Source organism: Butyricicoccus sp. AM05-1 (assembly GCF_003474415.1).
Classification (GTDB): Bacteria; Bacillota; Clostridia; order Oscillospirales; family Butyricicoccaceae; genus Agathobaculum; species Agathobaculum butyriciproducens.
The window spans coordinates 147,061-167,843 of record NZ_QUDG01000003.1; the positions used below are offsets into that span (position 1 = coordinate 147,061).

The following is a 20,783-nucleotide window of genomic DNA, read 5'->3' on the forward strand; positions in this document are numbered from 1 at the left end:
CGAACTTTTTACATAGCAGTCATGCACTACGGTGTGTGGCTGCTTATTTTTTTGTGAAAGGAGCAGATGCAAATGAAATTAGTTTTGGCTGAAAAGCCTTCGGTTGCACAGAGTATTGCCAAAGTGTTAGGTGCTGCCAAGCGTGAGGATGGCTACTTAGAGGGAAACGGATATGTGGTCAGCTGGTGTGTAGGGCATTTGGTGGAGCTGGCACAGCCGGAAGTCTATGATGCGAAGTACAGCAAATGGGCTTATGCAGACCTTCCTATCTTCCCGATGGACTGGCAGTATGAGGTTTCTGCCGGTACGAAAAAACAGTTTGGGATTCTGAAAAAGCTCATGGCCAGAGAAGATGTTGCGAGTCTTGTGTGTGCAACAGATGCCGGTCGTGAGGGCGAGCTGATCTTTCGGTTGGTGTACCACAAAGCCGGGTGCAGAAAGCCGTTTGAGCGGCTTTGGATTTCCTCGATGGAAGATGTAGCAATCAAGGAGGGCTTTGAAAATCTCAGGTCTGGAACGGAATATGATGCTTTGTATGAAGCAGCACTGTGTCGAGAACGAGCCGACTGGATTGTTGGTATTAACGCTACTCGACTTTTTTCGACCCTTTACGGGCAGACCCTGAATGTTGGTCGTGTTATGACCCCTACCCTTGCTATGGCTGTTATGCGAGAAGCTGCCATTTCCGCATTCAAGCCTGAACTGTTCTACACAGTTCAGATTGGATTGGATGGTTTTACGGCTGCAAGCGAACGCTTCAAAACCAAGGCAGCAGCCGAAGCTGTCAAACAAAGCTGTTCGGTGGCAATCGTTCAGAAAGCTGAATGTAAGGAGAAAACAGAAAAGCCGCCTGCGCTCTATGACCTGACCAGTTTACAGAGAGAAGCCAACCGTGTGCTTGGCTACACGGCACAGCAGACCTTGGACTACACGCAGAACCTCTATGAAAAGAAACTGGTCACTTATCCCCGTACCGACAGCAGGTTTCTGACGGAAGATATGGCACATAGCCTGACCGACCTCGTAAAGCTGGCTTTCCACACATTCCCCGTGGAGGATGTGGATAACATACCAGTTCATGCAGAGCAGGTTGTGAATAACAAAAAGGTCACAGATCACCATGCCATCATTCCGACCAGAGAATTGCAGAAATGCAATCTGAGCGAACTTCCCAAGGGTGAACTTGCAATTTTGCAACTGATCTCGAATCGGTTGTGCGTAGCTGTTGGCGATCCGCACCGATACGCAGAGACAGTTATTGAGCTGGACTGTGGCGGTACCGTGTTTTCCACCAAAGGCAAAACTGTTGTGCAGGATGGATGGAAAGCTCTGGTTCAGAAAAATGATTCGACAAAATCCGACGAAAACGTGCAGACACTCCCTTCTGTTTCCGTTGGTGACGAAATGACCGTCAGCGGCACGGAAATCAAGGAAGGGAAAACATCTCCCCCTAAACACTTTACCGAGGATACTCTGCTTTCTGCTATGGAAACTGCCGGTGCGGACGAAATGCCTGATGAGGTGGAGCGCAAAGGTTTGGGAACGCCTGCGACCCGTGCCGGTATCATTGAGAAGCTGGTTCGCATCGGTTTTCTGGAGCGTAAGGGTGATAAGAAAACCAAACACCTGATTCCGACCCACAAGGGTACGGCTCTGGTAACAGTCATGCCGGAACAGATTCAGTCCCCATCCATGACGGCGGATTGGGAAGAAAAATTGTTGCTCATTGAGAAAGGCGAATATGCCAGCGAGGACTTTATGGACGAGATCAAAGATGTGATTGCCGGTCTGATTCAGAACTATGAAGTAATCCGTGATTCCGAGGTTATGATGTCGAAAGAAGCCAATTCTATCGGCAAATGCCCGCTCTGCGGCAGTGCTGTAGAGGACAAAGCCAAGGCATTTTTCTGTTCCAACAGAGCTTGCAAATTTGCCCTCTGGAAAAACAATCGCTACTTTGCGAGCATCGGCAAGAGCATGACTTCTGCCACGGCGCAGAAATTGCTTGGTTCCGGCAAGGTAAAGCTCAAGAATTGCAAGTCCGAAAGAACGGGCAACACCTTTGATGCCACCGTCTTTATGGAGGTATCAGATGATGGCAAAACGAAGTTCAGTATGGAATTTGAAAATGGAGGAAAGCGCAAATGACAAATGAGTACAACCCGGATGGTAAGGAAATCCGATTTATCGACAGCCATTATAAGGATTTGTTTCATATCCCCGATGGCAGCTGTGTGCAGATTCACTACCCGGATGAAATGGTTGTGAAGCCCTGCACCTTCATTGACGAGTATCATACGCAGATCGGATACAATGTGTTTCATATCTGCCAGTTTGCAGAAATTATGGAGCGCAACGGCGCAAGCTATATGCCGGAGCCTGAGATTATGGGCGATGAAGCCGCATGGAAGGTCGGAAAGGATAGAATCCTTGCGGTGCAGACCTGCGAAGATGGTTACGACTACACCCTGTTGGATGAAAACTACAACGAGATTGATGGCGGTCAGGTTGATAACCCTGAACTGTCCATGCTCGAAGTCCGCCGGGATATTCTGGAATCCTTCGGGCTGGAGCGCCGGGAACTGCGGGCAATGTTCTATGAGGATGTCATGGAGCAGGCTTTTGAAGTCGGCAGACAGGCGGTGGTGGTCAATGACCCTATCGCTGAGCTTGCTTTTAAGCTCGACCGTTTTGCAGAGAACTTCGACCCCTATGAATATATGGATCAGGTCGATGATGTGCAGGCGCATATCCAAGAAATCAAGGCAGATCTTGCCGCTGGTAATACGGCTCCGTATCGTGAGTTCCTGAATACAGCCATTGAAGAAGCCCGTGAGGAAACTGCGGTTGAGGTTGCCAAAGTGCTGAAAAGTCAGCTGGATAAGCTCGACTCTCCGAAGCGTGAGTCGGTCATGGAAAAACTGGCACAGGCCGCAGAAAAAGCTGCGCCTGCCAGTCCCTCTCCCAAACGCAAAGAGCCTGAACGATAAGGAGGACACGGATATGAAAAACGAAAAATGGGATGATGTTCACGGAAATACCACCCCGGATGACAGAATGGTTGCTTTTCTGGAAAGCCCCACGGATTCCTATGCGATTCTTCAGCTGCGGGAAGATGTAGACGATAATATCCCGCTCATGTTTGCAAATTACAGCTACCTTCAGAAGAAAGAAATGGAGCCTGAGATTGACCGTTACGAGGTGGTCTATCATGGCTCCATTTCTATGTCCGAGGATGTGAATCGGCAGCTGGAAGATTTGTATGTAAAGTTCAATATTGACCACCCGGATGATTTCCGTGGTCACAGTATGTCGGTCAGCGACATCGTAGCCTTAAAGGTAGTCGGTGAGGTATCCTTTCACTATGTAGATTCTGTTGGGTTTCAGAAGCTGGAAAACTTTATGAAGTCCGAAAACTACCTGAAAAACGCAGAGATGGCAATGGAAGATGATTATGGGATGATTGACGGTATCATCAATAACGGAAAAGCGTCCGGATTAGAGGAACGTCCTTCGGTGTTGGAGCAGTTAAAGGAAAAGCCCGTGCCGGATGTTTCCCATAAGCCGCCCAAGAGCCACCCGGAAAGGGAGATTGAATGATGGATTTCACACAGGATGAGCGGAACATGATGATGCTTTACAGCCCTGGCACAAGGTCAGGGCTGTGTGAAGCACTGACACTGATGAAGGAACAGCTTTCGGAGGACGAGTCAGAGCTTTTTGCTTTGGCAGACTCGGTTCTCCGTAAAGTTTCAGCCATGGACGATGCCGCCTTTGAGAAGCTGAACCTTTATCCGGATTGATAGGATTGGAGGGATACAATGAACGCAAAAGAGCGATTTTATTCCGGATTAGCAAAAGAAACGATTGGGAAAATCACCTCGAACACAGATAACTGGACTTCGTTTTTGAGAACGATGTCCCGCAACTATGAGTTCACCTATCCGGAACAGGTGATGATTTATGCTCAGCGCCCCAATGCGACCTTTTGCAAGCCCTATGAGGACTGGAACGCTGAAAATTACCGCAGATATGTAAAGCGTGGCTCTACCGGCATTGCTCTGTTTGTGATGAACAGGGATAAACCGTATCTGCGCTATGTGTTTGATGTGGCGGATACCGGCGTTCGCCGTTCTTCCCCGGAACTGAAACCGTGGGAGGTGACGCCTGAAAACCGCTCCTATGTCATGGAAGCGATGGAGCGTACCTTCGGTGTTGCCGCTGACGGGGTACTGGAAGCACAGCTTGAAGATATTGCATCCGCACTGGCGGCTGAGTATTGGGACGATTACAAAAAGCAGTTCCTCGACATCGTTGCCAACAGCTTCCTTGAGGAGTATGATGAACTCAACATCGAAGTAGCTTTCAAAAATGCGGTGGCAAACAGCGTATCCTATACGATGTATTGCCGGTTCGTGGAAAGTCCCGACAACTACTTCGAGCATGAGGATTTCCAGAAGGTGTTTGATTTTAACACCAGACAGACGGTAAATGCCCTTGGTACTGCGGTGAATGCCATCAGCACAAGGATGTTTCAGGAAATCGAAAAAGCGATTGGAGAACATGAGCAGATTAAAGCTACCGAAAGGAGTACAGATTATGAGCGAGATGACTTACAGACAGGCCGGAGATTATCAGATTCCGAACCTTCAGTTGGAGAACGAGGGAGAGAAACCTCTGGGCAAGTACGGCAGGATGCGTCGAGCATTTTTGGAACAGAACAATCCGATGCTCCTGAACGACATGATTCTGACGGAGAGCCTGTTCCCGCACCTGTGGGAGATCGAGGAAACAGCGAAAGCCAGAGTGGAGTTTCTGATGGAGCAGTACCTGAAGGACAGCCCCGCACCGGACAAGGAAACGCAGCAGATGGCGTGGGTGCAGCACATGAACAGCCTGAAAGCACAGGCGGAGGAAGTCGTGATGACGGAGCTTATCAACAGCTGAGTCTGAACCTTTTCCTCTCCGAAAATGAACAAATCAGTTTTATCGACCGAGCAGAGAGCTTTACGCCCTCTGCTTTTTCTTTTGCCCAGGAAGAAATCGACCACTTCCTTCTGCTTGGTAGCAATACCGATGAAGCCCGAAAAGTCGTAGCGCTGGAATATATGAAGCAGAAGCCGTTGGAAGAAATCGTTCAGACCTTAAAGCAGGTCTATCACGGCGGCTATGGTCTGAAAGAAGATAGCGGGAATATCTGTGCGTGGTATGCCGAGGACGGTATCCACCTTGCCAAAGGTTCCTCTGCCATTGACAGCCCCAGAGCGCAGATCGTTTCTTGGGAAACGGTTGCCGAGCGCATTGGAGAACTGCTTGAAAATGGTCGGTTCGCAACTAATGTGGAACTGGTAGAAGCATCCGGATATGAGCGTCAGAAGTTGGCAGAATCCCTGTGGCATCTTTATCACGATTTGAGTGAAGAAGCCCGTTCCAGCAACTATCTGGCAATTCTTCATCAGGAACCGTTTCGTGGTTTCCCTGACGAAACCGCAGACTTGGCTGAAAAGTTGGATGACCCTCGTTTCCACGCAACCTTGGTACAGCAGTATTCGGAATTTAGAAAAACCCTTGCGGAAAATCCCGATCTGCTTCGTTTTCACTATCACAAGCTGAATCTCATTCAGAAACAGCTGTATGAGTTGAATATGCCTTTGCGTGAGTATCAGACCGATATGATGCAGATGCCCCTTGTCCGCCAGTTCATTACGGATGATGAAGTCAATGCAGACTTGACCCGTGGAAGCGGCTTTTCCGGTGGTAAAGCCCGTATTTATAACTACTGGCAGGAGAATCATTCTGCCAAGGAAAAGATGGACTTCCTGAAGCATGAATACGGAACCGGTGGTCATTCCCATGCCTGCTCTGGTGCAACGCACAGCGGTCAGGATCACGATGCCAAGGGTGTTGCTTACACCAAGAGCGGTTGCGATAAATTGCAGATGTCCTGGGCGCAGGTGGCGCAGAGAATCGACGGTCTGATACGAAAGGGACGCTACCTCAGCCCGGAGGAAGAAGCGGAACGACAGGCTATCGAAGAAGCTAAAACTGATCCGTTGGAAGATGTTTATGACCGTTTCGCAGTGATTGATACCGAGGATGGCGAGTATGCGATCTGGGATAATCAGACCGATGACTACTATGTAGACCCGGAAGGCGTTACGGAATACTTCACGGACGAATGGCTTGCCAATGACTATTTGGAGGAAGTTCGTCAGTCCGTAGCTGCGATGGAGTCGGTTCAGCCAGAAGCGCCTGTGGCAGAGCCTGCCGAAGTTGTGGAAGCATCTGCTTCCGAGGAACCGAAATGGAATTATCAGGTCGGTGACACGGTATATCTGGACGATACAGCTTTCCGTGTGGAGCAGATCACGGACAGAGAAGTTCAGCTGCGTGACCCTACGCTTGCTTATCCCATCTTCCGTGCCGAGAATCGTGAGAATTTCGAGCGTATGCTCTCTCAGGACGAAAGAAACCATGCGGTAAGGGTTGATGCCCAAACCGAAGAAAAGCCCGTTACAGAGGATTTTCTGGGCAAAACCGAACCGAGGGACTACACCCCTGAGTATCAGCTGTTAGACCGTCTGCGTATGGACTGCGAATACTTCCTTGGTGCAGGACAGCACAGCGAAAAGCATCTGTGGGCAGGCAACCGCCATGCACAGATTGCCAAGATGCGTGAGCTGTATGAAATGATTCCCGACAAACCAGAATGGCTGACACCTGAGATGATTAACAGCTACGAGGAGCGCATGGCTCCCCGCTATCTGGTTGCCGCCTACCATCACTTTGAAAACGGCTTCGATGATAAACTGGACTACTACACTCTGGAAGAAGCGGAAAAAGCTGCCCAGGGCTATGTGGACGGAACCATGGAGGATGACGGATTCAAGTACGATGGTGCTGCCGTTTACGATCAGCAGGAGCATAAGTGCATCCGTATCTATGGGGACTACCCTGACGAAAAGGCACACGCACAGGTCAGAGCCAGTGCGGAACCCGAACAGCAGGAACCGGAACACTTCATCGATCATTTTTATGTTGCCGAGGACATTCAGAAGCGGGGTGCGCTGGACATCAAGGAATACAGTTCCTTTGATGATGCCCTGCGAGCCTACTATGCACTTCCTGACACGCAGAGAAAAGCCCTGGGTGCAATGAATACCAGAGATCTGCCGGGTAGTCTGGACTTCGTACAGTGCGTAGATGGAAAGGACACCATCATTCAGGATTATGCCCAGGTGGACGGATGGCAGAATGCCGAAGTCATGGACATTATCGCTCAGCTTGAGCAGTCCATCACCACCAGAGAAATCCCACCTGTTCCTGCGGTGAACTTCCACATCACGGATGACAACATCGGTGAAGGTGGACCGAAGCAGAAATTCGCAAGAAACATCGCAGCCATTGAAACTCTGTTCAAACTGGAAAGCGAGAACAGGAACGCCACTACCGAAGAACAGGAGATTTTGTCGAATTATGTCGGTTGGGGCGGTCTGGCAGATGCCTTTGACCCGGACAAGGGAAATTGGGCGAAGGAGTATCAGACACTGAAAAACCTGCTTTCCGAAGATGAATATGCTGCGGCAAGAGCTTCCACCCTGAACGCACATTACACCAGCCCTACGGTCATTCGCTCCATCTACGATGCGGTCGGACAGATGGGCTTTGAAACAGGAAATATTCTGGAGCCTGCTATGGGTATCGGCAACTTCTTTGGTATGCTCCCTCCTGAAATGCAGAGCAGCCGTTTGTATGGTGTGGAACTGGATTCCATCACCGGCAGAATTGCTCAGAAGCTCTATCCCAACGCAGAAATCAAAGTAGCCGGTTTTGAAACGACAGACCGCCGAGACTTTTACGATCTGGCTGTGGGTAATGTCCCTTTCGGCAACTACAAAGTGTCCGACAAGCCGTATGACAAGCTGGGATTCTCCATTCACAACTATTTCTTTGCCAAGGCTTTGGATCAGGTTCGTCCCGGTGGTGTGGTCGCTTTTGTGACAAGCCGTTACACCATGGATTCCAAGAACTCTGACGCAAGGCGATATATGGCGCAGAGGGCGGAACTGCTTGGTGCAATCCGTCTGCCAAACGATGCCTTTAAGAAAAACGCAGGCACGGAAGTCGTGTCCGACATCCTGTTCCTGCAAAAGCGTGACCATCCGATTGACATTGTACCGGAATGGGTAAACCTTGACCGCACCGAAGAAGGACACACCATGAACAGCTACTTTGTCGCTCATCCTGAAATGGTTCTGGGCGATACGGTGGAAGAAAGTACCGCCTACGGCATGGACATTACAGTGCGTCCCATTGAGGGCATGGAACTGTCCGAACTTCTGAAAGAAGCAGTTTCCCACATCCAAGGAACCTATCAGGCTGTGGAGCTTCCCGAAGCTGACAAGGGTAAGGAAATCGAAACCATTCCTGCAACCCCGGATGTAAAGAATTTCTCTTATACCGTGGTGGATGGCAATGTGTACTTCCGTGAAAACTCCCTGATGCGCCGTGTAGACCTGAATGAGAAAGCAAAAGACCGTGTGATGGGCATGGTGGAACTTCGTGGTATCGTCAACGAGCTGATCGAATATCAGCTTGAGGATTACCCGGATGAAATGATTACTCAGAAACAGGCAGAACTGAATGATGCCTACGATGCGTTTGCCGCAAAGAACGGGCTTATCAATAATCGAGCCAATGGTCAGGCATTTGCTGACGATTCCTCCTACTATCTCCTGTGTTCTCTGGAAAATGTGGATGAGGACGGCAATCTGAAAAGCAAGGCGGATATGTTCACCAAGCGAACCATCAAGCCGGAACGCAGAGTGACGAGCGTGGATACGCCGTCCGAAGCTCTGGCAATCTCTATCGGTGAGCGTGGCAAGGTGGATTTGCCGTTTATGGCACAGCTGCTTGGAACACCTGGAGAATACGATGCGATTCAGGCAGAGCTTCGAGGGGTGATCTTCAAAGACCCGATGGCTCCCGATGCTGTGGAAGTTGGATGGCAGACTGCCGATGATTACCTTTCCGGTGATGTAAGAAGCAAGCTGCGTGTCGCACAGATGGCGGCAGACAGGGATTCTTCCTTCCACATCAATGTGGAAGCCTTGCAGAAAGCACAGCCGAAGGACTTGGATGCGTCCGAGATTGATGTGCGTTTGGGTGCAACATGGATTGATGCCGATTATATTCAGCAGTTCATGGAGGAAACCTTTGAAACGCCGTATTACTTGCGCCGTTCCATTGAGGTCAAGTTCTCCGAGCTGACCGCAGAGTGGCGCATCAACGGTAAGAGTTCTCCCAACTACAACGATGTGGCGGCGTATGTCACCTACGGTACAGAGCGAGCCAACGCATATCGGATTCTGGAGGAAACGCTGAATCTGAAGGATATTCGTATCTATGATACGATTGAAGATGCAGATGGTAAGCAGAAGCGTGTCCTCAATAAAAAAGAAACTACCCTGGCACAGCAGAAACAGCAGGCAATCAAGGATGCGTTCCGAGATTGGATTTGGAGAGATCCGCACAGACGAGAAACCCTTTCCACCAAGTACAACGAACTTTTTAACTCCACCAGACCTCGTGAGTATGATGGCTCTCATATCCGTTTCGGCGGCATGAACCCGGATATTACCCTCCGTGAACACCAGAGAAATGCTATCGCTCATGTGCTATATGGTGGAAATACGCTGCTTGCACACGAAGTTGGTGCGGGCAAGACCTTCGAGATGGCTGCATCGGCTATGGAGAGTAAACGGCTTGGATTGAGCCAGAAATCCCTGTTCGTTGTGCCGAATCACTTGACCTTACAGTGGGCAAACGAGTTCCTGCACCTCTATCCGAGTGCCAAGCTCCTTGTTGCCACCAAGAAGGATTTTGAAACAGCAAACCGTAAGAAGTTCTGCGCTCGTATCGCAACGGGTGACTATGATGCAGTCATCATCGGTCACAGCCAGTTTGAAAAAATCCCGCTTTCTGCCGAACGACAGGAACGGCAGCTGCGGGAGCAGATTGATGAGATCGAGGGTGCGATTGCGGAGCTGAAATGGCAGCGTGGCGAAAACTTCACGATCAAGCAGATGGAGAAAACACGAAAATCATTGGAAGCCAGACTGGACAAGCTCCTTGCCGCTGACAAGAAAGATGATGTCATTACCTTTGAGCAGTTGGGTGTAGACCGGCTGTTTGTGGACGAAAGCCATGCGTTCAAGAATTTGTTCCTCTACACAAAAATGCGAAATGTGGCAGGTCTGTCCACCTCCGAAGCCCAGAAATCTTCGGATATGTTTATGAAGTGCCGCTATATGGATGAGCTGACCGGCGGGCGTGGTGTGATCTTTGCAACCGGTACTCCAGTAAGTAACTCGATGACCGAGCTTTATACGGTCATGCGCTATCTCCAGTACAGTACGCTCCAGCAAAAGAACCTGACCCATTTTGATTCCTGGGCATCGACCTTCGGAGAAACAACAACTGCGATTGAGCTTGCACCGGAGGGAACCGGCTATCGTGCCAGAACCCGATTTGCGAAGTTCTTCAACCTGCCTGAACTGATGAATATGTTCAAGGAGGTTGCCGACATCAAGACCTCTGACCAGTTGCATCTCCCTGTTCCCGAAGCAAAGTTTGAAACGGTTGTGGTTCAGCCCTCTGAGTACCAGAAGGATATGGTGGCTTCCCTTTCAGAGAGAGCAGCAGATGTTCATGCCGGTATTGTAGACCCGTCCGTCGATAATATGCTCAAGATTACCAGCGACGGACGAAAATTGGGACTGGATCAGCGGCTAATGAACACCCTGTTACCCGATGACCCTGACAGCAAGCTCAATGCCTGCGTGGGAAATATCCTGCGTATCTGGCAGGACGGTCAGGCTGACAAATTGACCCAGTTGGTGTTCTGCGACCTTAGCACACCGAAAAATGATGGAACCTTCAATGTCTATGATGATGTCAAAACCAAGCTGATTGCAAACGGTGTGCCTGCGGAAGAAGTTGCCTTTATCCATGATGCAGATACCGAGGCAAAGAAAAAAGACCTCTTTGCCAAGGTTCGTACCGGGCAGGTGCGAGTGCTTCTTGGCAGTACGCAAAAGATGGGTGCAGGAACCAACGTCCAGGACAAATTGGTGGCAGTTCACCACTTGGATGTGGGTTGGCGTCCGTCTGATATGACCCAGAGAAACGGTCGTATCATCCGTCAGGGCAACCGGAACAAAGAGGTTCAGGTGTATCAGTATGTGACCGAGGGAACCTTCGATGCCTACCTGTATCAGACCTTGGAAAACAAGCAGAAGTTTATTTCTCAGATTATGACCTCCAAATCACCGGTTCGCTCCTGTGACGATGTGGATGAGCAGGCGCTGTCCTATGCGGAGATCAAGGCGCTGTGTGCCGGCAATCCGCTTATCAAGGAAAAGATGGACTTGGACATTGATGTGGCAAGGCTGAAGGTGCTGAAAGCTGACCACCAGAGCCAGCAGTACCGTATGGAAGATAAGCTTCTGAAATACTTCCCGGCTGAGATTGAAAAGCAGACAGGCTATATTCATGGCTTTGAAGCTGATATTAAAACCGTGGAAGCACACCCGCAGATTGCCGATGGCTTTTGCGGCATGGAAATCATGGGCAAAGCCTACACCGAAAAGGCAGATGCCGGTGAAATCCTCCTTGCGGCTTGTAAGGACACGAAAAGTGCCGATCCGGTTCCTCTTGGCAGTTACCGTGGCTTTCAGATGGAGCTTTCGTTTGACAGTTTCCGGAACGAGTTCGATGTGACCCTGAAGGGCGCTGTGAGCCACAGAGTAGCCCTTGGAACGGACGCACGAGGAAATATCACCCGACTGGACAATGCCCTTGCAGGCATCCTTGAGCGCTTAGAACGAGCCAATGAGCAGTTGAATAATCTCTACAATCAGCAGGAAGCAGCCAAGGCGGAGGTTGGAAAACCGTTCCCGCAGGAAGCAGAGCTGACAGCCAAAAGTCAGCGACTGGCAGAACTGGATGCAGCCCTGAATATGGAGGACTCTGTGGAAAATCGTGACGAAAGAAGCGAGTCAGAGCGTCCTTCTGTGTTGGCTGATCTGAAATCCAAAGCGGAGCATATCCCGCCTGCAAAATACTCTGAAACCCGTGAGGAGGTGTTGTAATGGCAAAGCGAGATCAGGATGTTCATTTCCTTGCATCCAAGGAGGAGGTCGAGCGAATCCATGAGAAGATGGACGAGCTTGGCATCCGCAGCATGGGAGCCTATCTGCGGAAAATGGCTCTGGATGGTTACTGTATCAGACTGGATTTGCAGGATGTGAAAGCCCTGGTTTCGCTCCTGCGAATCTGCTCCAACAACCTGAACCAGTACGCAAAGCGAGCGAACGAAACAGGCAGCATCTATCGTGCTGACATTGAGGATTTGCAAAAACGGCTGGAGGAGATCTGGACGGACATGAGAGAAGTTCTTGTTCGCCTGTCCTCAATCCAGTAATCCGACAACTTGTTGGGAAGTCGCAGTTTCGGCTGCGGCTTTTACATAAGGGTTGACATCATTGCGTTATGGCAGATACCCTTGTACAATATAATTAAAAGAAAGGGGTTGAGCCTATGAAGCTGGTATTGAAGATATTGGCACTGCCGGTGCTGTTCGTTGTAAAAGTGATTTGCATTCTTGGAAATCTGCTTACAAATGTTGTGTCCTATGTAATTGGTTTATTGCTCTTGGTCATTGGCGGATCTGCGATTTACTGCATTGTAAAGGCTTTGTGGCAGTCCCTGCTTATTCTTGTGGTTCTTGGAATTGCGACAATAGCAGCGGTGTTCTTGCTCGTCTGGGCTGTTATGAAAGTCGAGAATATTGGAGAAAGTCTGGGAGCATTTATCAGGTCATAAGATAATATCAGAGAAAAGTCACCGACCGGTGGCTTTTTCTTTTTGGGAAGGAAGTGATGGGAATGGCAGCGACAAGATTGATTGCACTCCATGTGAATAAGGGAAAGACGGTCGCTCAATGTTTGGCAGACAGAACCGACTACTCACAAAATGCCGCAAAAACCAATGATGGCGAATTTATCAGTTCCTATGAGTGTGATCCAAAGACAGCAGATGAGGAATTTCTGCTTTCCAAACGGCAGTATCAGCATATTACCGGCAGACAGCAGAAGAACAATATCATCGCATACCAGATACGCCAGTCCTTTAAGCCGGGAGAAATCACCCCGGAAGAAGCGAACCAAGTCGGCTATGAAACAGCGATGCGATGGACAAAGGGAAAACACGCTTTCATCGTTGCGACCCACATCGACAAATCCCACATTCACAATCATATCATTTATAATTCGACCTCGCTGGATGCCACACGGAAATTCAAAAACTTCTTTCTTTCCGGTCTGGCGGTGCAAAGACTCAGTGATATGGTTTGCCTGGAACACGGGCTGTCCATTATTACACCGAAGCCGTATCGGGAGCGCCAGAAAAGAACTGTTTATCCCAAGAAGCGTACCCAGCGTGACGAATTATGTGATGCGATTGATGCGGTGCTGAAGCAGAAACCAAAGAGCTTTGATGGCTTTGTTCAGGCTCTGGCTGACATGGGATTTGAGTTCAAGGATGGAAAGCAGCCTGCGTTCAAGGGCGAGAATCAGAAGCGTTTCATTCGGCTGCGTTCCCTGGGCGAAGGATATAGCAAAGAGGAAATTCAAGCGGTTATCTCCGGCAAGAACCTGCACAAATCAAAAGGCGGCTCTGCCAAGGCTCCTGCCCCGAAGCAGTTCCAGATGCTGATTGATATTCAGGCAAAGATGGCCGAGGGCAAGACGGTCGGTTATGAAAAGTGGGCGAAGAAGTTCAACCGAAAAGAAGCTGCCCGAACGGTAATCCTACTGAAAGAAAAAGGCTTGGGCAACTACGACGATCTGACTGCTCATATTGAAAATCTGTCTGCCCGGTTCGATGCGCTTTCTGATTCTATCAAGGTCGCAGAGAAACGTATGGTTGAGGTTCAGGCGTTGCAGCAGCACATCAAAAATTATCGCAACACAAGGCAAATTTATATCGAGTACCGCAAGTCTGGATATAGCAAAAAATTCTTTGAAGAACACCGTCAGGAAATCACAATTCATAAAGCGGCGAAGCAAGCCTTTGATGAATTGCAGATTACAAAGCTCCCGTCCATGCAATCATTGTATGAGGAGTTTCATCAGCTGGCAGTCCAGAAAAAGCAGGACTACGCTGAGTACCGTCAGATCAGAAAAGAGAAAGAAGAACTGCTGATTGCCAAACGGACGGTTGAAACGATTTTGAATATCGACAGGCAGAAAGAGCAGGAAAAAGAGAAAGAGAAAGAGGAAAAGAAGAACTTCCGTTAAAGCAAAAAGCCACGGTCTGCACTCCCCAAAGGGTGCGGATCGTGGCTGCTTTTTTGCTTTTCGATTTCGGTGCTTTCAACCATGGGCAAATTTTTATTCTACTGTTCTTTGAGAAACGATTGAAAATCGTGTAGCCATCATCGGCAGATGATGTTCAAAGGGGATTGGGGATGCTTCCCCAACAAGCAAATTTGCGAAGATTGCACCGAAGGGAAAATCGAGAAAATGAGTGAACCTGTACAGGTTTACACTGCTTGCCAATTTGTGAGATTATGAATTTAGTATCGAGAATAGGGTACACCTAAATTTTGCAATGCTGCAACCCTATCATCGTTGCATGGATGAGTTGAGTATCTTTCGTTTTGATTCCTTTTACCAGGGTTTCTTTTCCCTCTAGTAATTCTTTTACATTTGTTTTGGTGAGTTTTTTCTTTCTAAAATGTTCAGCTAAAGTGAAGGTACATTCAGGATAATTTGAACAACCATAAAACGATTTTTTTAATACAATATTGTTGCCACACTTAGGACATTTTCCTACAAGGGGTCCCGAGCGCTTAGTGGGAATTTGTACCCCTTATCGATACAAATTCCCCGTAGGCGCTAGGGACCTCTTTAGCTCCTTGGAAGCTGTCAGTAGTATACCTAATAATTTATCTACATTCCCTTTAGTAACGTGTAACTTTCCAAATTTACAAAAGCGACTCATAGAATTATTTCCTCCCGTTAAATGATAGATAACTATTAAAAATAGACAATACTTGCTCATAAGTAACGGTACTTAAATTGTTTACTTTGGCGTGTTTCATTGCTTGATGAAACTGATTTTTAGTAAACAGTTGACGATATTCTCGATTGACCCATTTTGAAACAAAGTACGTATATAGCTTCCAATATTTATCTGGAACATCTGTGGTATGGCGGGTAAGTTTTATTAAGACACTGTTTACTTTTGGTTTAGGATGAAAGCATTCCGCTGGCAGCTTAAGCAATTGCTGAATCGAGACTTGAGTGTGCAAGAGCAACCCTAGTGTTCGGTGAATATCCAAGGTACGCTTGTAGAATCCTTCTTCAACAATCAGATAGATGTCAGACGCATGGCTTTCAAAAACCACTTTTTTAATAATTTGTGTGCTTAAATGGTAAGGAATACTCCCAACAATTTTATACCTCTGTTTGTTAGGGAATTGAAACTGTAGAATATCTTGGTGAATTAAAGTGACACGAGTATTCAGTTTTAATTTTTCTGACGATAAGTTGAATAGATGACTGTCTAATTCAATAGACGTTACCTGTTTACTTATTTTAGCCAGTTTCGTCGTTAAATGCCCTTTACCTGTTCCAATTTCGTAAACGGTATCGGTTTCTTTTAAATTCAATTGTTTTATTATTTGGTTGAGTACTTTTTCACTCGTTAAAAAGTTTTGAGAATATTTTATATTTTTGTTCATGTAATCACTCCTTCTTAATTACAAATTTTTAGCATCTACTAATATACCAATATTGCAGGAATCAAGATTAGAATACAAGTATTGGCATAATTTTTCCTGTTCAGCACGACTCAAAACTCTCATTTCCTTCGTTTGACGTTTTATCTGTATAGATCGTGCGTCACAAGAAATGGCTTTCCCGTTTCGGGTGGCAAATTGTAAGACATTTCGAATTAGAGATAAAATATCTGAAACAGTTTTAGAGGAAAGTCCATTCTCCTTTAATCCACCAGAAACAAGGAAAAAATTACACTGCGTTTCAATAAACTCGTGTGTTATATCACGCAATTGTTTGCTTCCGAACACAGGAAGTATATACGAGCTGAGAAGATTCCTATATTTGTTGCTTGTAGATTCCTTCACTTTAGGACATATAGCTTGAAACCATTCCATAGCAACCTGTTCAAATTGATCTGAGCTAATTTCTGGATCGACAGTGACAGAATTACTCGTGCACGAACTTTGACTGATAAGTTTTGCCTTGACTTCTCGATATGACTTTGCATAAACATAACCGTAATTGGCTTTGCCTGTAGAAGATCGGGACTTAATGTATCTTCCTTCCCATCTGCCGTCTTTCCTTTTGTAAATATTTTCTCCTTTTCGTGCCATAAGGTACACCTCCTTCAATATGACTATAATTCTGACGGCAAATTGTGACTTTGGAACTTTCTAAGATGGATTTTTGTGCAAAACCTCGTGTTTTATGTCCCTAACATATTGACAAACAGTGCGACAATTTGTAAAATAAAGATATAAACTAAAAAAAACAGAGAAGAATGCGATTCGTGGAGTAATGTACTCTACGAATTTTTTATTTTAAAGAACCTCAAGATAGCTCATATTGTCGTCTTGGGGTTCTTTTCATTCTATCATTTAATGCAATCTGCCTATAAAATTTTATCATATTGCATTTATAAATGCAACTTGCACCCGATGTTGGTTGTTGAGATTTTTGGTACATTTTATAATGTATAGCAGAATCATACACAGCATGGAGGTGATTGAAACGCAACCGGAAATTGATTACGTTAAGATTGGTCAGCGCATTAGAGCTGCCCGACTGGAAAAGGGTTATAGTCAGGCTGATTTGGGTGCGTTGGTTGGTTGCTCGAACAATCATATGAGCCATGTTGAAGTTGGACAGACGAAAGTTTCTTTGGCAATGCTTCTAAAACTGGCATTCGTCTTGGAAAAGAACTTTGACTATTTTTTACTGGATACCCCATATGCAAAATGCGACAGCATCATTGATAATGAGATTGCTGCAAAACTGAAAAAGTGTAATGTAACAACATTGATAACCGTAGGAAAGTTGATTGATGTCTTGATTGACCAGCAAGAGATGATAAAAAAAGCGGAGCTTGATTGATATAATGAAAAAGAAGCCCATTGACGGTACAGAGTGAACTGCTATGGGGTTCTTTTTTGCAGCACAATATACTGATTCTTTAAGAAGCAAAAAGTCCACCAGTCATGATGCACTACGCATCGTACTGGTGGACTTTTTCTGTAAAGATATAAAAATAGATATTCATATATCGCCATAACCAATGTCGTTATCGTAGGCATGAAGATCTTCTTTCAGGAAATCTGCTTTACGAATATACATCGAATTTACCAGCTCTCCTTTTTCGTGGAGCAGGCTGAATTTGTAGTCTAATAATGCTGCCGGTACATAGAGCATTTTAGCCGTTTCAAAAAATGTGTGTTCCGAAAGGCATTCCAGGACTTTCCCATCTTCTAACAGAAGCTCCGCCGCAAAGAAGTTTGCTTCATTTTCTTCGATTGATCTATCATCAAAAACTTCCATTTCTTGAAAGCCGTGCATCATAGCGATTTTTGTATGCAGGACAGCGTGTCCTAATTCATGTGCGACTAATATACGCTCCAGGATACCGTTCACATTGTGATCTATCACGATATTCTTTTGTCTGGACTGGTAATAGAAGAAGCCCTTCAATTTCTTCTGTAAATCGTAATAGTGGATTTTGATACCTAACAGCTGACATAGCTCGTAAGGGTCTCTGGTGTGATATTTTCGCACAAGCTTATCGACAGTTTCAATGATATGCTCTGCCGTTTTCATTTGCTTCACCTCCGAATCGCACACAGAAAACATATTCTGTGCTTGAGGATTTTACTCTTTATCTTTATGCTTTCTGTATTTCTTCGGAGTGTACTTTTCCCGTGCTGTTTTCTTAGAGTCCATATAAACTGACATAATCGCCTGGAAGAATACATCTTTTGCGTCCTCGTCCAATTCTCCACCGGCAAACAGAGAATTTACACGACCCAACACTTCCTGAGCTTCTTTTGCTCCTTTTGAACCGAAGTTTTCCTTTGCCTCTAAAATAAACATATCCTGATCTATATGGCTCTGGCTATCCGTTTCAGATTCGTCCAAAAGATAGGACACAGAGATATGCAGTGCTTCAGCAAGTTTTCTGATGTTGCTTTTTCTGGGGAGTGTTCCGAGCTGCTCATAGGTGTAAAGGGATCTTTCGGAAATGCCGGTCATCTGGGCAAGCTCCGTTTGAGATAGGTTCATAGCCAAACGAGCTTCTTTAATTTTTTCTCCAAATGTCATGGTAGTATCCTTCCTTTCAAAAAATATTTATTCGTAACTTCCGATTATTTGTTGACAAACTTCTGGAAAATGCTATAATAAGAATCATAACAGAAGTTTTAATTCCACTTAATTATATATCGGAACTTTTATAAAGTCAAGAACTTCCGATTTCACTTCTGTTATTTTAATCAAATATCGGAAGTTATAGTCATTCTTGTCCCATGGTATTTGTTTCCCTTTAGCCAAGTGACAGGAGTTAGAAAGGAATTCTTATTTTATGGATTAGGCTGAAAGGAGATTCTGAATGAGCAGATATAATACACAGGTATTAAGCAGTATTCGAATGCTTTGCCGGATGCAGAACATTGACGAGAAGGTTCTGTATGAAAGAGCAAAGCTGATTTTATCCATATATCGAGAGGTGTGCTGGTCTACCATTGATCGTGCGAATGATGTATGTGATACCCTTATTTGTACTTACGGTGACAGCTTAGATGGTGCATTGATTTATCTGGAGAACTTTGCTCCGGATGAAGCGAGAGAACGATTTGAAGAACGCATTCGCAGCTTATTTGAGACAAAGTGGATCATTGAACTGGTAGATATGGCTATGTTGAAAATCAGAGAATATCCAGATAAAGGCGCTCTGTACTGTGAGATTATCTCAAAGGCATATCTCAACCGCTTCAAGTACAGGGAATCAGAAATGCTGGAGGTTTTGAATATGGAACGCAGCACCTACTATGACCGAAAGAAAGAAGCGATACTGTTATTTGGTCTGTCACTTTGGGGAACAGCCATTCCTAAATTGAAAGATTTCCTGGAAAGTGCCCGGGAGGAAGAAGCATTGTGTTATTGTGAATGCTAAGACAGGATTTTAGTCCGACTAAAATCCGATGAAAATACGACGGTTCCCCTACTGAAAGTCCGACTTGTCCAGTGTTAAAATGGCTATGCTGGGAGATAGCGGCATAAAATTGAATAGAGAGAGTTACGCCTCGTGCCTGTAATGGGTACGGGGCTTTTTTTATACCTGCCTATTTTCCCCCATAATTAACACAAAGGCATGAACGAGAGCTTGGAGTAATTTACTCCGGCTCTTTTTTTATGCCTGCAAGGAGGACAGGCAGATGGCAAAGGGTATTGAGAATCGGGCACGATCTCCTCCCGCTGTTTTTGATTTTGCAACTTCACAAATTCAAAAACACGGAGGAACGAAAATGTATTACGACTTGGTTGAAAGCGGAAAAAGAATTAAAGCCTTGAGAAAGGAACATGGGCTTACACAGGAACAGCTTGCGGAGCAGTTAGGTGTTGCCGCAAACACCATTGCACGAATTGAAACCGGCAACAGAGGTATCTCTATTGATTTGGCAATCGAACTGGTTGTGCGCTTTGAGACAACCCTTGATTACATATTTTTAGGTCGTGAATAACCTCAAAACTATACCTACGAGGCAATAAAAACTTGCATGAGGAACAGGTACAATTTAGATACAGCCAAAGAAAATCGGCTGCTTGATCCTTGAAAACTGAATACACAGTCATCGAATACGTTCCTGTTGCCGGTGCGAGAGCATCAGCCACATCAGCGGTACGCCGAGACGTATCGGATAGAGAAACAGAACGACTTTCTTCTATAAATTAAGCGCTTGTCTCTCTCCCGATGCCAGCGATCAATACTGGCTTGTAAATATTGGGTTGCTCCCAATACGGCCATGAAAGCAACAGGATTAAAGATACTTCTCTACGGAGCTGGCGGAGAACCCGGCAGAGGTTAGATTCCTATGGAACTGATTCGCAATCAGTCGTTCGGTGATTCCCTGAGGGCGTAAGCCCTCTTTCCCAGGGGTGCGTGGCAAATATGGGACACATAGACTTTTGGACTGACTGCCTGATTCCTTTCTGGCAGTCAGTTATTACATAGCCAACGAAAGGAGGTCATGGCACATGATGAAAGAAAATTGGGTATATTGCCGTGGTGATATTTATTGCGCCAAGCTGGACCCGGTAGTTGGGTCGGAACAAGGCGGCATCCGTCCGGTTATCGTCATTCAGAACGATACCGGTAATAAACACGCTCCCACATTGATTGTGGCAACGGTCACCACCAGAATCCATAAGAAAGCGAATATGCCGACGCACTTTGTTATTTACGACAATCCTGCATTCAAAGAAGCGTCCGTTGTTCAGCTGGAACAGATTCGTACCATTGATAAAAGCAGGATTGATAATTACTTAGGTAAGGTAACGCCCCGTGAAATGGTAGCGATTGAGAAAGCCTTATCTGTCAGCCTGGCAATGGAACAGCTGAAAAAGCGTTCCCCAAAACATAAAGCAAAGAGAGCGAAGGAGTGAACATAA

Annotated in this window: 17 protein-coding genes; 12 read left to right on the top strand and 5 right to left on the bottom strand. The window is 46.3% G+C overall.

Translation table 11 applies throughout. From position 1 onward, the window contains the following. Window positions 1–72 precede the first annotated feature (72 nt). The 8 genes from DW088_RS06710 to DW088_RS06745 all read left to right on the top strand — a co-directional run bounded on the left by DW088_RS06710 (window position 73) and on the right by DW088_RS06745 (window position 14,360). Window positions 73–2,148: a DNA topoisomerase 3 gene (locus DW088_RS06710; RefSeq protein WP_002578949.1), complete on the top strand. Its 2,076-nt coding sequence runs from the start codon at window positions 73–75 to the stop codon at window positions 2,146–2,148. Beyond that, window positions 2,145–2,990, top strand: coding sequence for an LPD16 domain-containing protein (locus tag DW088_RS06715; protein ID WP_002304387.1), 846 nt, complete (start codon window positions 2,145–2,147; stop codon window positions 2,988–2,990). Before DW088_RS06710 ends, DW088_RS06715 begins: the two co-directional genes overlap by 4 nt. A gap of 13 nt (window positions 2,991–3,003) precedes the next feature. Then, window positions 3,004–3,600: a YodL domain-containing protein gene (locus DW088_RS06720; RefSeq protein ID WP_002304389.1), complete on the top strand. Its 597-nt coding sequence runs from the start codon at window positions 3,004–3,006 to the stop codon at window positions 3,598–3,600. Continuing rightward, window positions 3,600–3,803 (top strand): transposon-transfer assisting family protein, encoded by a 204-nt coding sequence (locus DW088_RS06725; RefSeq protein WP_015564218.1) that lies wholly within the window; start codon window positions 3,600–3,602, stop codon window positions 3,801–3,803. Before DW088_RS06720 ends, DW088_RS06725 begins: the two co-directional genes overlap by 1 nt. A gap of 18 nt (window positions 3,804–3,821) precedes the next feature. Further along, window positions 3,822–12,152 carry an LPD11 domain-containing protein gene (locus DW088_RS06730; RefSeq protein WP_118360158.1) on the top strand — a complete coding sequence of 2,777 codons (8,331 nt, stop codon included), beginning with the start codon at window positions 3,822–3,824 and terminating at the stop codon, window positions 12,150–12,152. After that, on the top strand, window positions 12,152–12,484 hold the full coding sequence (locus DW088_RS06735; protein ID WP_002578947.1) for a plasmid mobilization protein: 333 nt from the start codon (window positions 12,152–12,154) through the stop codon (window positions 12,482–12,484). Before DW088_RS06730 ends, DW088_RS06735 begins: the two co-directional genes overlap by 1 nt. Before the next feature lie 116 nt (window positions 12,485–12,600). Further along, window positions 12,601–12,885, top strand: coding sequence for a hypothetical protein (locus tag DW088_RS06740; protein WP_002578946.1), 285 nt, complete (start codon window positions 12,601–12,603; stop codon window positions 12,883–12,885). A 62-nt stretch (window positions 12,886–12,947) separates the two neighbouring features. Further along, the gene (locus tag DW088_RS06745) at window positions 12,948–14,360 is read left to right on the top strand and encodes a relaxase/mobilization nuclease domain-containing protein (protein ID WP_002578945.1); all 1,413 of its coding nucleotides are present in this window, start codon (window positions 12,948–12,950) and stop codon (window positions 14,358–14,360) included. 301 nt (window positions 14,361–14,661) lie between these two features. Here DW088_RS06745 and DW088_RS06750 read toward each other — a convergent pair whose 3' ends face one another. From DW088_RS06750 to DW088_RS06765, 3 genes are all read right to left on the bottom strand, one after another. Next, window positions 14,662–14,925 carry a topoisomerase DNA-binding C4 zinc finger domain-containing protein gene (locus DW088_RS06750; protein ID WP_118219135.1) on the bottom strand — a complete coding sequence of 88 codons (264 nt, stop codon included), beginning with the start codon at window positions 14,923–14,925 and terminating at the stop codon, window positions 14,662–14,664. A 145-nt stretch (window positions 14,926–15,070) separates the two neighbouring features. Beyond that, entirely contained in the window at window positions 15,071–15,808 is a 738-nt protein-coding gene (gene erm(B) / locus DW088_RS06760) for a 23S rRNA (adenine(2058)-N(6))-methyltransferase Erm(B) (protein WP_118219131.1), read from the bottom strand. Window positions 15,809–15,826: 18 nt separating this feature from the next. Beyond that, window positions 15,827–16,459 carry an N-terminal phage integrase SAM-like domain-containing protein gene (locus DW088_RS06765; RefSeq protein ID WP_235844072.1) on the bottom strand — a complete coding sequence of 211 codons (633 nt, stop codon included), beginning with the start codon at window positions 16,457–16,459 and terminating at the stop codon, window positions 15,827–15,829. Between the two features lie 382 nt (window positions 16,460–16,841). Between DW088_RS06765 and DW088_RS06770 the strand changes: the two genes are divergently transcribed. Further along, a complete protein-coding gene (locus DW088_RS06770; RefSeq protein ID WP_002578940.1) occupies window positions 16,842–17,219 on the top strand; it encodes a helix-turn-helix domain-containing protein in 378 nt (125 codons plus the stop codon). Between the two features lie 162 nt (window positions 17,220–17,381). On the opposite strand, the gene DW088_RS06775 is transcribed toward DW088_RS06770, so the two are convergent. Then, window positions 17,382–17,936, bottom strand: coding sequence for an ImmA/IrrE family metallo-endopeptidase (locus DW088_RS06775; protein WP_002304410.1), 555 nt, complete (start codon window positions 17,934–17,936; stop codon window positions 17,382–17,384). Window positions 17,937–17,987: 51 nt separating this feature from the next. Beyond that, the gene (locus DW088_RS06780) at window positions 17,988–18,437 is read right to left on the bottom strand and encodes a helix-turn-helix domain-containing protein (RefSeq protein ID WP_002304411.1); all 450 of its coding nucleotides are present in this window, start codon (window positions 18,435–18,437) and stop codon (window positions 17,988–17,990) included. Window positions 18,438–18,723: 286 nt separating this feature from the next. Between DW088_RS06780 and DW088_RS06785 the strand changes: the two genes are divergently transcribed. The 3 genes from DW088_RS06785 (at window position 18,724) to DW088_RS06795 (ending at window position 20,777) form a co-directional block, all read left to right on the top strand. After that, complete coding sequence (locus DW088_RS06785; protein ID WP_002304412.1) at window positions 18,724–19,287, top strand: hypothetical protein; 564 nt, start codon at window positions 18,724–18,726, stop codon at window positions 19,285–19,287. Window positions 19,288–19,549: 262 nt separating this feature from the next. Beyond that, window positions 19,550–19,855: a helix-turn-helix transcriptional regulator gene (locus DW088_RS06790; RefSeq protein WP_002304413.1), complete on the top strand. Its 306-nt coding sequence runs from the start codon at window positions 19,550–19,552 to the stop codon at window positions 19,853–19,855. Window positions 19,856–20,372: 517 nt separating this feature from the next. After that, window positions 20,373–20,777 carry a type II toxin-antitoxin system PemK/MazF family toxin gene (locus DW088_RS06795; protein WP_002304415.1) on the top strand — a complete coding sequence of 135 codons (405 nt, stop codon included), beginning with the start codon at window positions 20,373–20,375 and terminating at the stop codon, window positions 20,775–20,777. Window positions 20,778–20,783: the final 6 nt, after the last annotated feature.

What these genes read in the sequence shown, in the direction of transcription:
- DW088_RS06780 (WP_002304411.1), bottom strand. Translation starts at nt 18,437, where the DNA reads ATGACATTTGGAGAAAAAATTAAAGAAGCTCGTTTGGCTATGAACCTA.
- DW088_RS06710 (WP_002578949.1), top strand. Translation starts at nt 73, where the DNA reads ATGAAATTAGTTTTGGCTGAAAAGCCTTCGGTTGCACAGAGTATTGCC.
- DW088_RS06720 (WP_002304389.1), top strand. Translation starts at nt 3,004, where the DNA reads ATGAAAAACGAAAAATGGGATGATGTTCACGGAAATACCACCCCGGAT.
- DW088_RS06795 (WP_002304415.1), top strand. Translation starts at nt 20,373, where the DNA reads ATGAAAGAAAATTGGGTATATTGCCGTGGTGATATTTATTGCGCCAAG.
- DW088_RS06765 (WP_235844072.1), bottom strand. Translation starts at nt 16,459, where the DNA reads ATGGCACGAAAAGGAGAAAATATTTACAAAAGGAAAGACGGCAGATGG.
- DW088_RS06735 (WP_002578947.1), top strand. Translation starts at nt 12,152, where the DNA reads ATGGCAAAGCGAGATCAGGATGTTCATTTCCTTGCATCCAAGGAGGAG.
- DW088_RS06715 (WP_002304387.1), top strand. Translation starts at nt 2,145, where the DNA reads ATGACAAATGAGTACAACCCGGATGGTAAGGAAATCCGATTTATCGAC.
- DW088_RS06770 (WP_002578940.1), top strand. Translation starts at nt 16,842, where the DNA reads ATGGAGGTGATTGAAACGCAACCGGAAATTGATTACGTTAAGATTGGT.
- DW088_RS06730 (WP_118360158.1), top strand. Translation starts at nt 3,822, where the DNA reads ATGAACGCAAAAGAGCGATTTTATTCCGGATTAGCAAAAGAAACGATT.
- DW088_RS06745 (WP_002578945.1), top strand. Translation starts at nt 12,948, where the DNA reads ATGGCAGCGACAAGATTGATTGCACTCCATGTGAATAAGGGAAAGACG.
- DW088_RS06740 (WP_002578946.1), top strand. Translation starts at nt 12,601, where the DNA reads ATGAAGCTGGTATTGAAGATATTGGCACTGCCGGTGCTGTTCGTTGTA.
- DW088_RS06725 (WP_015564218.1), top strand. Translation starts at nt 3,600, where the DNA reads ATGGATTTCACACAGGATGAGCGGAACATGATGATGCTTTACAGCCCT.
- DW088_RS06775 (WP_002304410.1), bottom strand. Translation starts at nt 17,936, where the DNA reads ATGAAAACGGCAGAGCATATCATTGAAACTGTCGATAAGCTTGTGCGA.
- DW088_RS06790 (WP_002304413.1), top strand. Translation starts at nt 19,550, where the DNA reads ATGGCAAAGGGTATTGAGAATCGGGCACGATCTCCTCCCGCTGTTTTT.
- DW088_RS06785 (WP_002304412.1), top strand. Translation starts at nt 18,724, where the DNA reads ATGAGCAGATATAATACACAGGTATTAAGCAGTATTCGAATGCTTTGC.